Origin of the sequence: Streptomyces sp. NPDC127190 (assembly GCF_042672505.1) — a bacterium.
Classification (GTDB): Bacteria; Actinomycetota; Actinomycetes; order Streptomycetales; family Streptomycetaceae; genus Streptomyces.
Window position 1 is genome coordinate 1 of the sequence record NZ_JBHXVE010000012.1, and the last position, 14736, is coordinate 14736.

At 74.0% G+C, this 14736-nt stretch carries 14 protein-coding genes; 6 read left to right on the top strand and 8 right to left on the bottom strand.

Annotated elements, in window-relative coordinates; all coding sequences use genetic code 11:
• Positions 1–174 precede the first annotated feature (174 nt).
• The 3 genes from pepN to ACFVIU_RS19550 form a co-directional block, all read right to left on the bottom strand.
• A complete protein-coding gene (gene pepN / locus ACFVIU_RS19540; protein ID WP_385843860.1) occupies positions 175–2667 on the bottom strand; it encodes an aminopeptidase N in 2493 nt (830 codons plus the stop codon).
• 125 nt (positions 2668–2792) lie between these two features.
• On the bottom strand, positions 2793–3140 hold the full coding sequence (locus tag ACFVIU_RS19545; RefSeq protein ID WP_385843861.1) for a chorismate mutase: 348 nt from the start codon (positions 3138–3140) through the stop codon (positions 2793–2795).
• A gap of 34 nt (positions 3141–3174) precedes the next feature.
• Positions 3175–4065, bottom strand: a complete 891-nt coding sequence (locus ACFVIU_RS19550) for a helix-turn-helix domain-containing protein (RefSeq protein WP_385843862.1) — start codon at positions 4063–4065, stop codon at positions 3175–3177.
• Positions 4066–4163: 98 nt separating this feature from the next.
• Here ACFVIU_RS19550 and ACFVIU_RS19555 point away from each other — a divergent pair, with 98 nt between their 5' ends.
• Together ACFVIU_RS19555 and ACFVIU_RS19560 are read left to right on the top strand one after the other, a co-directional pair.
• Positions 4164–5918, top strand: a complete 1755-nt coding sequence (locus ACFVIU_RS19555; RefSeq protein WP_385843863.1) for a beta-galactosidase family protein — start codon at positions 4164–4166, stop codon at positions 5916–5918.
• A gap of 58 nt (positions 5919–5976) precedes the next feature.
• Positions 5977–6867 (top strand): hypothetical protein, encoded by an 891-nt coding sequence (locus ACFVIU_RS19560; protein WP_385843864.1) that lies wholly within the window; start codon positions 5977–5979, stop codon positions 6865–6867.
• Here the strand turns inward: ACFVIU_RS19560 and ACFVIU_RS19565 are convergent.
• Positions 6864–7808 carry an SDR family oxidoreductase gene (locus ACFVIU_RS19565; protein ID WP_385843866.1) on the bottom strand — a complete coding sequence of 315 codons (945 nt, stop codon included), beginning with the start codon at positions 7806–7808 and terminating at the stop codon, positions 6864–6866. The genes ACFVIU_RS19560 and ACFVIU_RS19565 overlap by 4 nt on opposite strands.
• Entirely contained in the window at positions 7805–8587 is a 783-nt protein-coding gene (locus ACFVIU_RS19570) for an SDR family oxidoreductase (protein ID WP_385843867.1), read from the bottom strand. The genes ACFVIU_RS19565 and ACFVIU_RS19570 overlap by 4 nt, the downstream gene beginning before the upstream one ends.
• 100 nt (positions 8588–8687) lie before the next feature.
• Between ACFVIU_RS19570 and ACFVIU_RS19575 the strand changes: the two genes are divergently transcribed.
• Genes ACFVIU_RS19575 through ACFVIU_RS19590 form a run of 4 tightly spaced genes read left to right on the top strand, consistent with a single transcriptional unit; the run spans position 8688 to position 12066 of the window.
• Positions 8688–9431 carry an enoyl-CoA hydratase family protein gene (locus ACFVIU_RS19575; RefSeq protein WP_385843868.1) on the top strand — a complete coding sequence of 248 codons (744 nt, stop codon included), beginning with the start codon at positions 8688–8690 and terminating at the stop codon, positions 9429–9431.
• Positions 9432–10268, top strand: coding sequence for a CoA transferase subunit A (locus ACFVIU_RS19580; RefSeq protein ID WP_385843869.1), 837 nt, complete (start codon positions 9432–9434; stop codon positions 10266–10268).
• Complete coding sequence (locus tag ACFVIU_RS19585; protein WP_385843870.1) at positions 10265–11008, top strand: CoA-transferase subunit beta; 744 nt, start codon at positions 10265–10267, stop codon at positions 11006–11008. The genes ACFVIU_RS19580 and ACFVIU_RS19585 overlap by 4 nt, the downstream gene beginning before the upstream one ends.
• The gene (locus ACFVIU_RS19590; RefSeq protein ID WP_385843872.1) at positions 11008–12066 is read left to right on the top strand and encodes an NAD(P)H-dependent flavin oxidoreductase; all 1059 of its coding nucleotides are present in this window, start codon (positions 11008–11010) and stop codon (positions 12064–12066) included. Before ACFVIU_RS19585 ends, ACFVIU_RS19590 begins: the two co-directional genes overlap by 1 nt.
• A 42-nt stretch (positions 12067–12108) precedes the next feature.
• On the opposite strand, the gene ACFVIU_RS19595 is transcribed toward ACFVIU_RS19590, so the two are convergent.
• From ACFVIU_RS19595 to ACFVIU_RS19605, 3 genes are read right to left on the bottom strand one after another with little or no spacing between them, the layout of a single operon-like run.
• Complete coding sequence (locus tag ACFVIU_RS19595) at positions 12109–13266, bottom strand: acetyl-CoA C-acetyltransferase (RefSeq protein ID WP_385843873.1); 1158 nt, start codon at positions 13264–13266, stop codon at positions 12109–12111.
• Positions 13267–13304: 38 nt separating this feature from the next.
• Positions 13305–13916 (bottom strand): TetR/AcrR family transcriptional regulator, encoded by a 612-nt coding sequence (locus ACFVIU_RS19600; RefSeq protein ID WP_385843875.1) that lies wholly within the window; start codon positions 13914–13916, stop codon positions 13305–13307.
• Positions 13917–13931: 15 nt separating this feature from the next.
• Positions 13932–14717, bottom strand: coding sequence for an SDR family oxidoreductase (locus tag ACFVIU_RS19605; protein WP_385843876.1), 786 nt, complete (start codon positions 14715–14717; stop codon positions 13932–13934).
• Positions 14718–14736: the final 19 nt, after the last annotated feature.

Consider the following 14736-nt stretch of genomic DNA (forward strand, 5'->3'; position numbering starts at 1 on the left):
GGGCGCCGGAGCGGGGCGGCCCGGGCGCCGGAGCGGGGCGGCCCGGGCGCCGGAGCGGGGCGGCCCGGGCGCCGGCGTGCTCCGGCGCACGGGTGGGGGTTGTGCGGGGCGCTCGCGCGCGGCGGCTCGCCCCCTCCGCCCCCCGGTGCCGCAGACTCTGTCGGTGCGGGGCCGCTATGCCTCCGTTCGCTCGCCGCGTACCCGTAGCGCGCGGGACAGGTCGTCCAGGCGGTCGGCGAGGGTGCGGCGGAGGGAGGGGACGGGGTCCGCGTCGCGCAGGCAGGCCTCGCCGAGCCGGAGGTTCTCGGCGTCGACGGCGTGCGCCGGGAAGCACCAGCGGCCGGCGGCGACGGCGATGGCGGGGCCCCGGCGGGCGGCGAGGCCGACCGCGTCCTCGTAGAAGCGGGGCACGTACTCCCGTACCAGGTCGGCCTGTTCGGGCTGCCAGAAGCCGCGGGCGGTGGCGGTGAACAGGTAGTTGGACAGGTCGTCGCGGGTGAACATGGCGTCCCAGGCCGCGCGCTTGGCGTCCGGGTCGGGCAGCGCGGCCCGGCAGCGGGCGGCGCCCTCCTGGCCGGTGGCGCTCGGGTCGCGCTCCAGCTCGGCGGCGATGGCGGCCTCGTCGGTGGCGCCGAGCACGGCGAGCCGGCCGAGGATGCGCCAGCGCAGCTCGGGGTCGAGTTCCGGTCCGCCGGGCACCGTGCCGTCGGCGAGCCAGGCGGCGATGGTGTCGGGGTGCGCGGCCGCGTCGACGAGCTGCCGCACGGCGAGCAGGCGCAGGCCGGGGTGGTCGCCGTCCTCGGTGCGGCGCAGCAGGTCGCGGGCGAGGGAGGTGAGGGTGGCCAGGGCGGCCGGGCGGTCCTCGGGACGCAGGTACTGGTCGGCGATCTGGCCCGAGGCGAAGGCCAGGGCGCCCTCGACGACGGCCAGGTCGGTCTCGCGCGGAAGGTGGGCGCGGGCCGTCTCCAGGTAGACGGCGGGCGGGAGTTCACCGTCGCGGACGGCGTCCCGCAGGGCGTTCCAGACGAGCGCGCGGCTGAGCGGGTCGGGCAGGGCGGACAGGGCGGTGCGGACCGTCTCGAAGGAGCCGGCGTCGAAGCGGATCTTGGCGTAGGTGAGGTCGCCGTCGTTGAGCAGGAGCAGGGCGGGGCGCTTGCCGATGGGGTGCGGGTCGGCCGACGGCACGTCCAGGTCGAGGCGCTCGCGCAGCACCAGCCGGCCCTCGTCGGCGAGGTCGTGGTCGTACAGGCCGGCGGTGATGCGGTGCGGGCGGCTGCCCGCGCGGTCGACGGTCAGCGTGCAGCTGCCCTCGGTGGAGGCGATCACCGGGGTGAGCGTGTCGACGCCGGTGGTGCGCAGCCAGCTGTCGGCCCAGGCGTGCACGTCGCGGTCGGTGGCCGAGGCGAGGGAGTCGATGAAGTCGGCGAGGCTGGCGTTGCCGAACTTGTGCCGGGCGAAGTGGGTGTTGATGCCGGCGAGGAAGTCCTTCTCGCCGAGCCAGGCGGCCAGCTGGCGCAGCGCGGAGGCGCCCTTGGCGTAGGAGATGCCGTCGAAGTTGAGCAGCGCCGAGGCGGTGTCCTCGACGTTCTCGGGGGCGACCGGGTGGGTGGTGGGCCGCTGGTCGGCGTCGTAGCCCCAGGACTTGCGGGTGACGGCGAACTCGGTCCAGGGGCCGGTGAAGCGGGTGGCCTCGGCGGTGGTCTGGTAGCCCATGTACTCGGCGAAGGACTCGTTCAGCCAGACGTCGTCCCACCACCGGAGGGTGACGAGGTCGCCGAACCACATGTGGGCCATCTCGTGCGCGACGACCATGGCGCGGATCTGCCGCTCGGTCTCGGTGACGGCGGAGCGGTAGACGAACTCGTCGCGGAAGGTGACCAGGCCCGGGTTCTCCATGGCGCCCGCGTTGAACTCGGGGACGAACGCCTGGTCGTAGGAGTCGAAGGGGTAGGGCTCCTCGAACTTCTCGTGGTAGCGGTCGAAGCACGCGCGCGTGATGTCGAGGATCTCCTCGGCGTCGGCGTCCAGGTAGGGGGCGAGGGAGCGGCGGCAGTGCAGGCCGAAGGGCAGCCCGCGGTGTTCGGTGCGCACCGAGTGCCAGGGGCCGGCGGCGACGGCGACCAGGTAGGTGGAGACCGGCGGGGTGGGCGCGGCCTGCCAGCGGCCGTCGCCCTGGTGCTCGGTGACGCTGTTGGCGAGGACGGTCCAGCCCTCGGGCGCCGTGACGGACACCTCGAAGACGGCCTTCAGGTCGGGCTGGTCGAAGGCGGCGAAGACGCGCTGGACGTCGTCCATGAACAGCTGCGAGTAGACGTAGGTCTCGCCGTCGCTGGGGTCGGTGAAGCGGTGCATGCCCTCGCCGGTGCGGGAGTAGCGCATGACCGCATCGACGTGCAGCTCGTGCTCGCCGGCGGTGAGGTTCTTCAGGGGCAGCCGGTCCGCGTGCAGCGACTCCGGGTCGAGGGGCTGCCCGTCGAGCGTGACGGCGCGCAGTTCCGCGGGCTTCAGCTCGACGAACGTGTCTCCCTCGGCCAGCGCGGCGAACCGGATCACTGTGCGGGAGAGGAAGGTCTCGTCCCCGGTGGTGAGGTCCAGTTCGACCGTGTACCGGTGGACGTCGAGGAGCTGTGCTCGGGCTTGCGCTTCGTCGCGCGTGAGTACGGACATGCACGCCATGCTGCCCGATGGGACCGACACCGCACAGGGGCGGGTCGGTACACGGCTTATGTCCGGTGCACCGGGGCGCCCGGCGCGTGCGCCCGCCGCCCCCTTGACGCCCCGCCTTTTCGGTGTCAGTGCTGTGCGGACTGTCCGTTGACGGTGTCCTCGGCGATGCTCTCGTGGTGCCGGATCACCTCGGCGATGATGAAGTTCAGGAACTTCTCGGCGAACGCCGGATCGAGCTTGGCGCTCTCGGCGAGGCGGCGCAGCCGCTCGATCTGGCGGGCCTCGCGGGCCGGGTCGGCGGGCGGCAGCTGGTGCACGGCCTTGAGCCGGCCGACCTGCTGGGTGCACTTGAAGCGCTCGGCGAGCATATGGACGACGGCCGCGTCGATGTTGTCGATGCTGTCGCGCAGCCGCTCCAGTTCCTGGCGGACCTCGGGGTCCACGGCACTGGTGCCGGTGTTGCTGGTGGTCATGGGTGTCAACCCTATGTGCTCGGCGGCGGTCGGCCTACGGGGTGTCCGGGGACTGGATCATCGGGGGCTGGCCGGGCTCGGGGACCCGGTCGCTCCAGCCGCCCGGGACGGCACGGCCCTGCTGGGCCCGGAAGCGGACCGGGGCGAGGCCGACGCGGCGGGTGAAGAGCCGCGAGAAGTAGGCGGGGTCGTCGTAACCGACCCGGCGCGCCACGGCGGCGACGGACAGCTCCGTGGCGGCCAGGAGTTCCTTGGCGCGGCCCAGGCGGATGCCGAGGAGATAGTCCTTGGGGGTGCATCCGGCGGCCCGGCGGACGGCGCTGCGCAGCTCGGCGGCGGTCATCCCGTGCCGGGCGGCGTGGTCGGCGACGCTCATCGTCGTGCAGGCGTCCCGGGCCAGCGCCTGGAGCACCTGGTCGCCGTCCGGGGCGAGATCGGCGCGGGCGCGGCGCAGGGCCACCAGCAGCTCGTGCACGGCGGCGCCGGTCTCCACCTCCAGCAGGGGGTTGCCGCGGCGGGCGGCGCGGGCGATGCGGGCGATGACCGCGCGGGGCGCGGCGGCGTCGGAGAGGGGGACGACGGGCCGGTCGGGTTCGATGTAGCCGAGTTCGGTGTACGAGGGTGTGGCGGGGCCGGCGAAGTCGACGAAGCCCTCGTCCCAGCCGGTGTCCGCGTCGGGCGCGTAGTGGTGCGGCACGCCGGGGGTGAGCCAGAGCAGCGCGGGCGCCGTGACGGTCGTACGGCGGCCGTCCGCGGCCCGGTACCAGCCGCCGCCCGTGCTGATCACCACGGCCACGTGGTGGTCGAGGGTGCGCGGGCCGACGGTGGGCAGCGCACCGTGCTGGAGGCCCACGCCGAGGCAGACCAGGCCGAGCCGGTGGTGGGCGGGGCCGGGGCTGAAGAACCGCATCCAGGTCTGGTACATCGGCGCTCCTCGCGGCCTCGGCGGCAGCGGACTTCTGTCCAAGCAGCGCCGATCTTCGTCCATGGCGGCGATCACCGGAAGGGGTGAGGCTGGGAGGCATGGGCGAGTTCACGGTCGGGGAGTCGGAGTTCCTGCTGGACGGGCGGCCGGTGCGGCTGCTGTCCGGGGCGCTGCACTACTTCCGGGTGCACGAGCGGCTGTGGCGGCACCGGCTGGCGATGCTGCGTGCCATGGGCCTGAACTGCGTGGAGACGTATGTCCCCTGGAACCTGCACGCACCGGCCCCGGGCGAGTACCGGGACGTCGCGGCGGTCGGCCGCTTTCTGGACGCGGTCGCGGAGGCGGGCCTGTGGGCGGTGGTGCGGCCGGGGCCGTACATCTGCGCGGAGTGGGAGAACGGCGGGGTGCCGGTGTGGGTGACGGGCGAGCCGGGCACGCGCGCGCGTACGCGCGACGAGCGCTATATGGCGCCGGTGCGCGACTGGTTCCGCCGTCTGCTGCCGGACATCGTGTCCCGGCAGACCGACCGCGGCGGCCCGGTGCTGCTGGTCCAGGTGGAGAACGAGTACGGCAGCTACGGCAGCGACACCGGCCATCTCCGGGAGCTGGCCGCGCTGCTGCGGGCCGAGGGGGTGACGGTTCCGCTGTGCACCTCGGACGGTCCCGAGGACCACATGCTGACCGGCGGCTCGCTGCCCGGGGTGCTCGCGACGGTGAACTTCGGCTCCCACGCGCGCGTGGCCTTCGAGGCGCTGCGCCGCCACCGCCCGCAGGGCCCGCTGATGTGCATGGAGTTCTGGTGCGGCTGGTTCTGCCACTGGGCCGGGGAGCCGGTCGTACGCGACCCGGGCGAGGCCGCCGCGACGCTGCGGGAGATCCTGGCGTGCGGGGCGTCGGTGAACCTGTACATGGCGCACGGCGGGACCAGCTTCGGCGGCTGGGCGGGCGCCAACCGGGGCGGCCCGCTGCACGAGGGCCCGCTCGGGCCGGACGTGACGTCGTACGACTACGACGCCCCCGTCGACGAGTACGGCCGCCCGACGGAGAAGTTCTGGCGGCTGCGCGAGGTGCTGGCCGAGTACGCGCCCGGGCCGCTGCCCGCCCTGCCGCCGCGGCCGCCGGTGCTGGGCTCTCCGGCCGAGGTGGCGGTGGTCTCCTGGGCGGCCCTGGGCGACGTCCTGGACACGCTGGGCGGCGAGGAGGTGACCGCCGCGCTGCCGCCCTCCTTCGAGGAACTGCGGGTCACCCGGGGGCTCGTGCGCTACACGGTGGACGTGCCCGGACCGCGCCGGCCGTACCCGCTGACCGTGCGCGGGCTGCGGGACCTGGCGGTGGTGTACGTCGACGGCGAGCGGGCCGGGGTGCTCACCGAGGAGGAGCCGCGGCTGCCAGAGCCCGTGGCGGGTCCCGCGCGCGTGGAGCTGTGGGTGGAGTCCCTGGGCCGGGTGAACTACGGGCCGCGGTTCGGCGAGGCGAAGGGCGTCACCGGCGGCATCCTGCACGAGCGGCAGTATCTGCACGGGGTACGCGCGCGTGGCCTCGATCTGGACGCCTTCGGCGGTGGTGTGGACGCGGTGCCGTTCGGTGCGCCGCCCGGGCGGGGCGGGCCGGGGTTGTACCGGGGGACGGCCGTGGTCCGCGGGGCCGGGGACGCACGGCTGGAGCTGCCCGGCCTGACCCGTGGCTTCGCGTGGGTCAACGGGTTCGGGCTGGGCCGCTACTGGTCGGTGGGTCCGCAGCGGACCCTGTACGTGCCCGGGCCGGTGCTCCGGGAGGGCGCGAACGACGTGTGGCTGCTGGAGCTCCAGGACGCGGCCCCGGACCGGCCGGCTCCCCGGCTGCTGCCCGTGTGACCGGCGGTCCGCGGCGCCTACAGTGGAGGAGGGCTCCGGCGTCTTTGGGGGTGCGCAGGTGGCGAACGGCGGACCGGTCGAGCACGGCTACCCGCATCTGGAGACGGTGCGGGCCGCGATCACCGCGCTGTACCGGCGCCTGTCCCCCACCGCCGTGCAGACCTTCTCGGCCAGCGTGGTCCCCGCCGATGTGGCCTTCTGCGACACCGACGACCTGCATGTGGGCGCGCAGCGGGTGGCCCACGAGATCGTGCGGCACTTCCGGCTGCCGGACGCGCGGCTGGTCGTCGGCTTCCGGGAGATGACCCACGCGGCGCACGTGGAACTGGCGGCGGGGCCCGAGTACTTCGTGGAGCTCAACGACCGGTTCCGCACGCACCGCCGGGACATCGGCGCCGCGCTCGCCCACGAGGTGGCGCACGTCTATCTGCACCGGCTGGACCTCGCCTTCCCGACCACGGCCGAGAACGAGATCCTCACCGACACGGTGACGGCCTACCTGGGGGCGGGCTGGCTGCTCCTGGACGCCTACCGGGAGGACGCCGTCACCTCCCAGAAACTCGGCTATCTCACCCCCGAGGAGTTCGGCTACGTGCTGGCCAAGCGGGCGCTGCTCTTCGGCGAGGACCCGTCCGTGTGGTTCACCAGCCCGCAGGCCTACACCGCCTACACCAAGGGGCTGACCCTGGCCCGCCGGGACGGGCAGCAGCCGCCGCTGACCGGCGCCGGCTGGGCGGGGCGCCGCCGGTACGCCCATGACCGGCGGCATGCGGTGCCGATGGCGCCGGGCGCGTCCGGGACCTCGTACGCCTTCGCCCCCGGCCCCTCCGGTGAGCTGCGCGTCTCCTTCCCCTGTCCGACCTGCCACCAGCGGATCAGGGTGCCGGTGCGGGGGCGGGTCCGCGCGCGGTGCGGGTTGTGCCGGACGGTGCTGGAGTGCGACACCTAGGGGTGCGGTCTCGGCAGCTGGGGGTGCGCTCCGTAGGCGGGGGCCGGAGGGTAGGCCGCGGCCAGCAGCCGGCGTGCTTCCTGCCCGGCCTCGGCCGGTGTCCAGCGGGCCGCCTTCTCGGCGGTCGGGCCGGGGCGCCAGCCCTCCATGACGGTGATGCGGCCGCCCTCCGCCTCGAAGACCCGGCCGGTCACGCCGTCGCTGGCGGCGGAGCCGAGCCAGACGACGAGCGGGGAGACGTTCTCCGGCGCCATGGCGTCGAACCCGGCCGCCGGGGCCGCCATGGCCGCGGCGAAGGCACGTTCCGTCATCCGGGTGCGGGCGGCGGGGGCGACGGCGTTGACCTGGACGCCGTAGCGGGCCAGTTCGGCCGCGGCGACCAGGGTCAGGCCGATGATCCCGGCCTTGGCGGCACTGTAGTTGCCCTGTCCGACCGAGCCCAGCAGGCCCGCCCCGCTGCTGGTGTTGACGATCCGGGCCTGCGCGCTCCGCCCGGCCCTGGCCTCGGCCCGCCAGTGCGCTGCGGCGTGCCGCAGCGGCAGGAAGTGGCCCTTGAGGTGGACACGGATCACCGCGTCCCAGTCGTCCTCGTCCAGGTTGACCAGCATGCGGTCGCGCAGGAAGCCCGCGTTGTTGACGAGGGTGTCGAGCCGTCCGTAGCTCTCCAGGGCGGTCCGGACCAGGGAGGCGGCGCCCTCGGTGGTGGCGATGTCGCCGGCGTGCGCGACCGCCTCGCCGCCCGCGGCCCGGATCTCCGCGGCGACGCCCTCGGCGGGGTTCGCCGCGCCGGGCGCGCCGTCCGGTGCGCCGTCGAGTGCGACGCCCAGGTCGTTGACGACGACGCGGGCGCCCTCGGCCGCGAAGGCGAGGGCGTGGGCCCGGCCGAGCCCGCGTCCGGCACCGGTGACGACGACGACCCGGCCGGCGCAGATTCCGTTCATGTCGGTTCTCCTGGTGGGAGGTTGACGGGCGCGGCGGTCAGGAAGGCGGGCCGTTCCCCGCCTCCGTGCACCTCGAGGCTCGCCCCGCTGATGTAGGCGGCCGCGCCGGAGGCGAGGAAGACGGCGGCGGCGCCGACGTCGGCGGGGGTGGCCAGGCGGCCCAGCGGGACGGTGCGGGAGACGGCGGCGATGCCGTCGGGGCCGCCGTAGTGCAGCGGGGACAGCTCGGTGCGGACCATGCCGACCACCAGCGTGTTGACCCGGACCTCCGGCGCCCACTCCACCGCCATGGAGGCGGCGAGACCGGCCAGGCCCGCCTTGGCCGCGCCGTAGGCGGCCGACCCGGGCGAGGGACGCGTGCCGCTGACGCTGCCGACCATCACCACCGAGCCCCGGCTGCGCCGCAGGTGCTCGTAGGCGGCGAGGGACGCGGTCAGCGGGGTGACGAGGTTCAGCTCGATGACCTTCGCGTGCCGTTCGGCTTCGGCGTCCACGAGCCGCCGGTACGGCGTGCCGCCCGCGTTGTTGACGAGGACGTCGAGGCGGGGCAGCGCGCCGAAGAAGGCCCGGACGGCGGCCGGGTCGCGCAGGTCGAGCGGGGCGAACTCGACTCCGGCCAGGGGGTGTTCGGGCGGTCTGCGGGCGCAGGCCAAAACCTGGGCACCGGCCGCGACGCAGGCCCGGGCGATCCCGGCGCCGACGCCCCGGGTGCCGCCGGTGACCACGACGGTTCTGCCGTGCAGCGAGTTGTCCACAGGGTGCGCCGCCGGGTTTTCCACAGGCCCTCCCGCTGGTCCGCGCCGACTGCTAGCTTCGAAGCCGCACACCTAACAAATGTTTGGTGGAAAGGCGTTGAGTGCGAAGGTAGCTGATGCGTGCATGGGTGTCTCCCTCTCGTCCCCGGAAAAGGGGATTTCGCTCGTCACGGTCGACTTCCCGCCGGTGAACGCACTGCCGGTGGCCGGCTGGTCCGCGCTGGCCGCGGCCGTGCGCACGGCGGGCCGCGATCCGGGGGTCCGGTGCGTGGTCCTGGCCGCGGAGGGCCGCGGGTTCAACGCGGGCGTGGACATCAAGGAGATACAGGCGGCCGGGCAGCGGGCGCTGATCGGCGCCAACCACGGCTGCGCGGACGCCTTCGCGGCGGTGTACGAGTGCGAGACCCCCGTCGTGGCGGCGGTGCACGGCTTCTGCCTGGGCGGCGGGATAGGGCTGGTGGGCAACGCGGACGCGATCGTGGCCAGCGAGGACGCCGTCTTCGGGCTGCCCGAGCTGGACCGGGGCGCGCTGGGCGCCGCCACCCATCTCGCCCGGCTGGTCCCGCAGCACCTGATGCGCGCCCTGTACTACACCGGGCGTACGGCGAGCGCCGCCGAGCTGCACCGGCACGGCTCGGTGTGGCGGGTGGTGCCGCGTGCGGGGCTGCGGGCGGCGGCCCTGGAGCTGGCCCGGGAGATCGCCGCCAAGGACGGGCGGCTGCTGCGGATGGCCAAGGCCGCGATCAACGGCATCGATCCGGTCGATGTGCGCCGCAGTTACCGCTTCGAGCAGGGCTTCACCTTCGAGGCCAACCTCAGCGGCCTGGCCGACCGGGTCCGCGACACGTTCGGGAAGGAGGGTGCGTAGATGGCCGACAAGACGATGACCGCCGAGGAGGTGGCCGGCCGGCTGGCGAGCGGCATGACGCTCGGCATCGGCGGCTGGGGCTCCCGGCGTAAGCCGATGGCCCTGGTCAGGGCGCTGCTGCGGACGGGGATCAGCGACCTCACGGTCGTGTCGTACGGCGGTCCGGACGTCGGGATGCTGGCCGCCGCCGGCCGGATCCGCAGGCTGGTCACCGCCTTTGTCACCCTCGACTCGATCCCGCTGGAGCCGCACTACCGATCGGCCCGTGAGCGGGGTGCCTTCGAACTGACGGAGATCGACGAGGCGATGTTCCTATGGGGGCTGCGCGCGGCCGCGAACCGGCTGCCGTTCCTGCCGGTCCGGGCGGGTCTCGGCTCGGACGTGATGCGGGTCAATCCGGGCCTGAGGACGGTCACGTCGCCGTACGAGGACGGGGAGACGTTCGTCGCCATGCCCGCCCTGCGCCTGGACGCCGCCCTGGTGCACCTCAACCGCGCCGACCGGCAGGGCAACGGCCAGTATCTGGGCCCGGACCCGTACTTCGACGACCTGTTCTGCGCCGCGGCGGACCGCGCCTATGTGTCCTGCGAGCGGATCGTCGACACGGCCGAGCTGGCCAAGGCGGCAGCCCCGCAGACCCTGCTGGTGGGGCGGCATGTGGTGACCGGGGTGGTGGAGGCCCCGGGCGGCGCCCACTTCACCTCCTGCGCCCCGGACTACGGCCGGGACGAGGCGTTCCAGAAGCGGTACGCGACGACTGACTGGCCCCGGTTCGCGGCGCGTTATCTGGCCGGGGACGAGCGCGCCTACCGGGCGGCCGTCGAGGAGGGGTCATGAGCGAAGCCGCAGCCGCCGGACGCGGGCTCGTCTCCTGTGCCGAGTACTGCGTCATCGCCTGCGCCGAGGCCTGGCGGGGCGCGGGCGAGATCCTGGCGAGCCCGATGGGCCTGGTCCCGTCCGTCGGCGCCCGGCTCGCCAGACGGACCTTCGCGCCGGATCTGCTGCTGACCGACGGGGAGGCGCAGCTCGTGGGCCCGGACGGCACCGTCGAGGGCTGGCTGCCGTACCGCAGACATCTGGAACTGGTCACCGGGGGCCGGCGGCACGTGATGATGGGCGCGAGCCAGATCGACCGGTACGGCAACCAGAACATCTCCTGCATCGGCGACTGGGCGCGGCCGGCCCGGCAGCTGCTCGGGGTGCGCGGGGCGCCGGTCAACACACTCAACCACCCGACGAGTTACTGGATCCCGAAGCATTCCCGGCGGGTCTTCGTCGAGAAGGTCGACATGGTGTGCGGGGTGGGGTACGACCGGGCGGCCGGTGCGCCCTACCACCGCATCCCACGGGTCGTCTCCGACCTCGGCGTCTTCGACTTCGCCACGCCGGACCGCACCATGCGGCTGGTCTCGGTGCATCCGGGCGTGACGGTGGACCAGGTCCGGGAGGCGACCGGGTTCGAGCTGGTGATCCCGGACGGGGTGCCGCAGACCCGTGAGCCGACCGCCGCCGAACTGCGCCTGATCCGCGAGGTGATCGATCCCGGCAACACCCGGGCCAGGGAGGTTCCGGCCTGATGGACACGGCACTGACCCGGCTGGTCGGGGTCCGGCATCCGGTGGTGCAGACCGGCATGGGCTGGGTGGCCGGCCCCCGGCTGGTCTCGGCGGCGGCGAACGCGGGCGCGCTCGGCATCCTGGCGTCCGCGACGATGACACCGGACCGGTTACGCGAGGCGATACGGGAGGTGCGGTCCCGTACCGACGCCCCGTTCGGGGTGAACCTGCGGGCCGACGCGGGCGACGCGGCGGACCGCGTGGAGATCATGCTGGCGGAGGGCGTCCGGGTGGCCTCCTTCGCCCTCGCGCCCTCGCGTGAGCTGATCGCCGCGCTGAAGGAGGCCGGGGTCGTGGTCATCCCGTCCGTCGGGGCGCAACGGCACGCGGAGAAGGTGGCCGCGTGGGGTGCGGACGCGGTGATCGTGCAGGGCGGCGAGGGCGGCGGGCATACCGGCGAGGTGGCGACGACCGTGCTGTTGCCGCAGGTGGTGGACGCGGTGCGGATACCGGTGGTGGCGGCGGGCGGCTTCTTCGACGGGCGGGGCCTGGTCGCGGCGCTGGCGTACGGGGCGGCCGGGGTGGCGATGGGCACCCGGTTCCTGCTCACCTCCGACTCGACGGTGCCGGAGCCGGTGCGGGCCCGGTATCTGGCGGCGACGGTCCGGGACGTCACGGTCACCCGGGCGGTGGACGGCCTGCCGCACCGGATGCTGCGCTCGGATCTCGTGGACGCGCTGGAGCGGTCGGGCCGGATACGGACCTTCGCGCACGCGGTGCGGCGGGCGGCCGGCTTCCGGCGGCTGTCGGGGCTGACCTGGCGGCAACTCGTCCGCGACGGCCTCGCCCTCCGCCACGGCAAGGAGCTGTCCTGGAGCCAGCTGCTGCTCGCCGCGAACACCCCGATGCTGCTGAAGTCCGCGATGGTGGACGGCCGTACGGACCTCGGGGTGATGGCGGCCGGGCAGGTCGCCGGGGTGATCGACGACCTCCCGTCGTGCGCGGAACTGGTGGAACGGATCATGACGGAAGCGGAGGAGGTGCTGAAGCATGTGGGCGGGCTCGGAGAGGTCCAGTGACCGCCGCCCACCTCAGAGCCCGCCCGGCGACCGCCCTCCGGCTCACAGACGCTCGATGATCGTCACGTTCGCCTGTCCCCCGCCCTCGCACATCGTCTGGAGGCCGTAGCGGCCGCCGGTGCGTTCCAGTTCGTGCAGGAGGGTGGTCATCAGGCGGGCGCCGGTCGCGCCGAGGGGGTGGCCGAGGGCGATCGCGCCGCCGTTGACGTTGACCCGGTCGGGGTCGGCGCCGGTCTCCTTCAGCCAGGCCAGGACGACCGGCGCGAAGGCCTCGTTGATCTCGACCAGGTCGATCGCGTCGATGGTCAGGCCGGTCTTCCGCAGGGCGTGCGCGGTGGCCGGGATGGGCGCGGACAGCATCCGGATGGGGTCCTCGCCGCGGACGGAGAGGTGGTGGACGCGGGCGCGGGGGCGCAGGCCGTGCGCGCGGACGGCCCGCTCCGAGGCGAGCAGCAGGGCGGCCGCACCGTCGGAGACCTGGGAGGAGCAGGCGGCGGTGATGGTGCCGCCGTCGAGGACGGGCTTCAGCGCGGCCATCTTCTCCAGGGAGGTGTCCCGGCGCGGCCCCTCGTCCACCGCGACCCTGCCGTAGGGGACGGTCTCGCGGTCGAAGCGGCCGGTGTCGAGGGCCCGCAGCGCCCGCCGGTGCGAGCGCAGGGCGAACTCCTCCTGGTCCGCGCGGCTGATGCCCCACTGCGCGGCGATCATCTCGGCGCCGGCGAACTGGTTGACGGGCTGGTCGCCGTACCGGGCACGCCAGCCGGTGCTGCCGAGGAAGGGGCCGTCGGTCAGGCCGAGCGGAACGGCGGCCTGGCGGGAGGCGAAGGCGATGGGTATCCGGGACATGTTCTGCACCCCGCCGGCGACCACCAGGTCCTGGGTGCCGGAGAGCACGGCCTGCGCGGCGAAGTGCACGGCCTGCTGGGAGGATCCGCACTGCCGGTCGACGGTGACGCCCGGCACCTCCTCGGGCAGCCCCGCGGCCAGCCAGCAGGTGCGGGCGATGTCCCCGGCCTGCGGGCCCACCGCGTCCAGGCAGCCGAAGACGACGTCCTCGACGGCGGCCGGGTCGATCCCGGTCCGCTCCATCAGCGCCGTGAGGACATGCCCGCCCAGGTCGGCCGGGTGGGCCTCGCTGAGCCCTCCCCCGCGCCGCCCCACCGGTGTGCGGACCGCTTCGACGATATAGGCCTCGGCCATGCTGACTCCCGCAGCAGGAAGGGGTGTTGCCACCCGTGTCATTCGCGTACGGCGATCCCGTCCAGCACCATCGACAGATACTGGCGGGCGATCTCCTCGGGGCTGTGCTGTCCGCCGGGCCGGTACCAGGAGGCGGCGACCCAGACGGTGTCGCGCACGAACCGGTAGGTGAGCCGGACGTCCAGGTCGGCGCGGAAGACCCGTTCGGCGACCCCGCGTTCGAGCGTGGACAGCCAGGCCTTCTCGAACCGGCGCTGGGACTCGGCGAGGAAGGCGAACCGGTCCTGGGCGACGAGCTGTCGGCTCTCCTTCTGGTAGATCGCGACGGCGGCGCGGTGCCGGTCGATCTCCCGGAAGGACTCGGTGACCAGAGCCTCCAGCGTCTGCCGGGGGCCGAGGCCGGAGGCGAGGACGGTGTCGTAGCCGTCCCACAGCTCGTCCAGGAAGGTCCGGAGGATCTCCTCGAGCATCGACTCCTTGGAGTCGAAGTGGTAGTAGAGGCTGCCCGCGAGCATCCCGGCATGGTCGGCGATCTTGCGGACGGTGGTGGCGTTGTAGCCATGCTCGGCGAAGACCTCGGCGGCGGTGCTGAGGAGTTCGCCGCGCCGGGCCGCGGCCGCGGTCACCTGGGGCTTCTTCTTGGTCGACACGCACCCATTGTGGTCCTAGGGGTGCTGGCTGCTGACGGCGACGACCTCGCCGGTCATGTACGAGGAGTAGCCGGAGGCGAGGAAGACGATCACGTTGGCCACCTCCCAGGGCTCGGCGTACCGGCCGAAGGCCTCACGCTCGGTCAGTTCCTCGAGGAGTTCGGCGGTGGTGACCTTCACCAGGTGCGGGTGCAGGGCGAGGCTGGGCGCGACCGCGTTGACCCGCACCCCGTAGGCGGCGGCCTCGACGGCCGCGCACCGGGTCAGGGCCATCACCCCGGCCTTGGCGGCGGCGTAGTGGGCCTGCCCGGCCTGGGCGCGCCAGCCGACGACGGAGGCGTTGTTGACGATGACCCCGCCGCCGCTCTCCCGCATGGCGCGCAGGGCGGCGCGGGTGCAGCGGAAGGTGCCGCCCAGGGTCACGTCCAGGACCCGGTTCCACTGTTCGTCGGTCATGTCGGCGAGGGCCGAAGTGCCGCCGAGTCCGGCGTTGTTGACGACGATGTCCAGCCGGCCGTGCCGGGCCACGGCCGTGTCGAACAGCGTGTGCACCTGGGCCTCGTCGGTGACGTCGCAGGGCACGGCGGTGACCGCGCCGGGGAAGCGGCGGCCCAGTTCCGCCTCCTGTTCCTTCAGCCGGCGCGCATGGGCGTCGCTGATCAGCACCCGCGCGCCCTCTTCCAGGAAGCGGCGCGCGGTCGCCCCGCCGATGCCGGTGCCGGCCGCGGCGGTGATGACGGCGGTGCGGCCCTTCAGCAGTCCGTGCCCGGGCACATAGGCCGGGCTCTCGACGCCTGTCATAGGGTCACGCTAACCTACC

What these genes read in the sequence shown, in the direction of transcription:
- pepN (WP_385843860.1), bottom strand. Translation starts at nt 2,667, where the DNA reads ATGTCCGTACTCACGCGCGACGAAGCGCAAGCCCGAGCACAGCTCCTC.
- ACFVIU_RS19545 (WP_385843861.1), bottom strand. Translation starts at nt 3,140, where the DNA reads ATGACCACCAGCAACACCGGCACCAGTGCCGTGGACCCCGAGGTCCGC.
- ACFVIU_RS19550 (WP_385843862.1), bottom strand. Translation starts at nt 4,065, where the DNA reads ATGTACCAGACCTGGATGCGGTTCTTCAGCCCCGGCCCCGCCCACCAC.
- ACFVIU_RS19555 (WP_385843863.1), top strand. Translation starts at nt 4,164, where the DNA reads ATGGGCGAGTTCACGGTCGGGGAGTCGGAGTTCCTGCTGGACGGGCGG.
- ACFVIU_RS19565 (WP_385843866.1), bottom strand. Translation starts at nt 7,808, where the DNA reads ATGAACGGAATCTGCGCCGGCCGGGTCGTCGTCGTCACCGGTGCCGGA.
- ACFVIU_RS19575 (WP_385843868.1), top strand. Translation starts at nt 8,688, where the DNA reads ATGGGTGTCTCCCTCTCGTCCCCGGAAAAGGGGATTTCGCTCGTCACG.
- ACFVIU_RS19580 (WP_385843869.1), top strand. Translation starts at nt 9,432, where the DNA reads ATGGCCGACAAGACGATGACCGCCGAGGAGGTGGCCGGCCGGCTGGCG.
- ACFVIU_RS19585 (WP_385843870.1), top strand. Translation starts at nt 10,265, where the DNA reads ATGAGCGAAGCCGCAGCCGCCGGACGCGGGCTCGTCTCCTGTGCCGAG.
- ACFVIU_RS19590 (WP_385843872.1), top strand. Translation starts at nt 11,008, where the DNA reads ATGGACACGGCACTGACCCGGCTGGTCGGGGTCCGGCATCCGGTGGTG.
- ACFVIU_RS19595 (WP_385843873.1), bottom strand. Translation starts at nt 13,266, where the DNA reads ATGGCCGAGGCCTATATCGTCGAAGCGGTCCGCACACCGGTGGGGCGG.
- ACFVIU_RS19605 (WP_385843876.1), bottom strand. Translation starts at nt 14,717, where the DNA reads ATGACAGGCGTCGAGAGCCCGGCCTATGTGCCCGGGCACGGACTGCTG.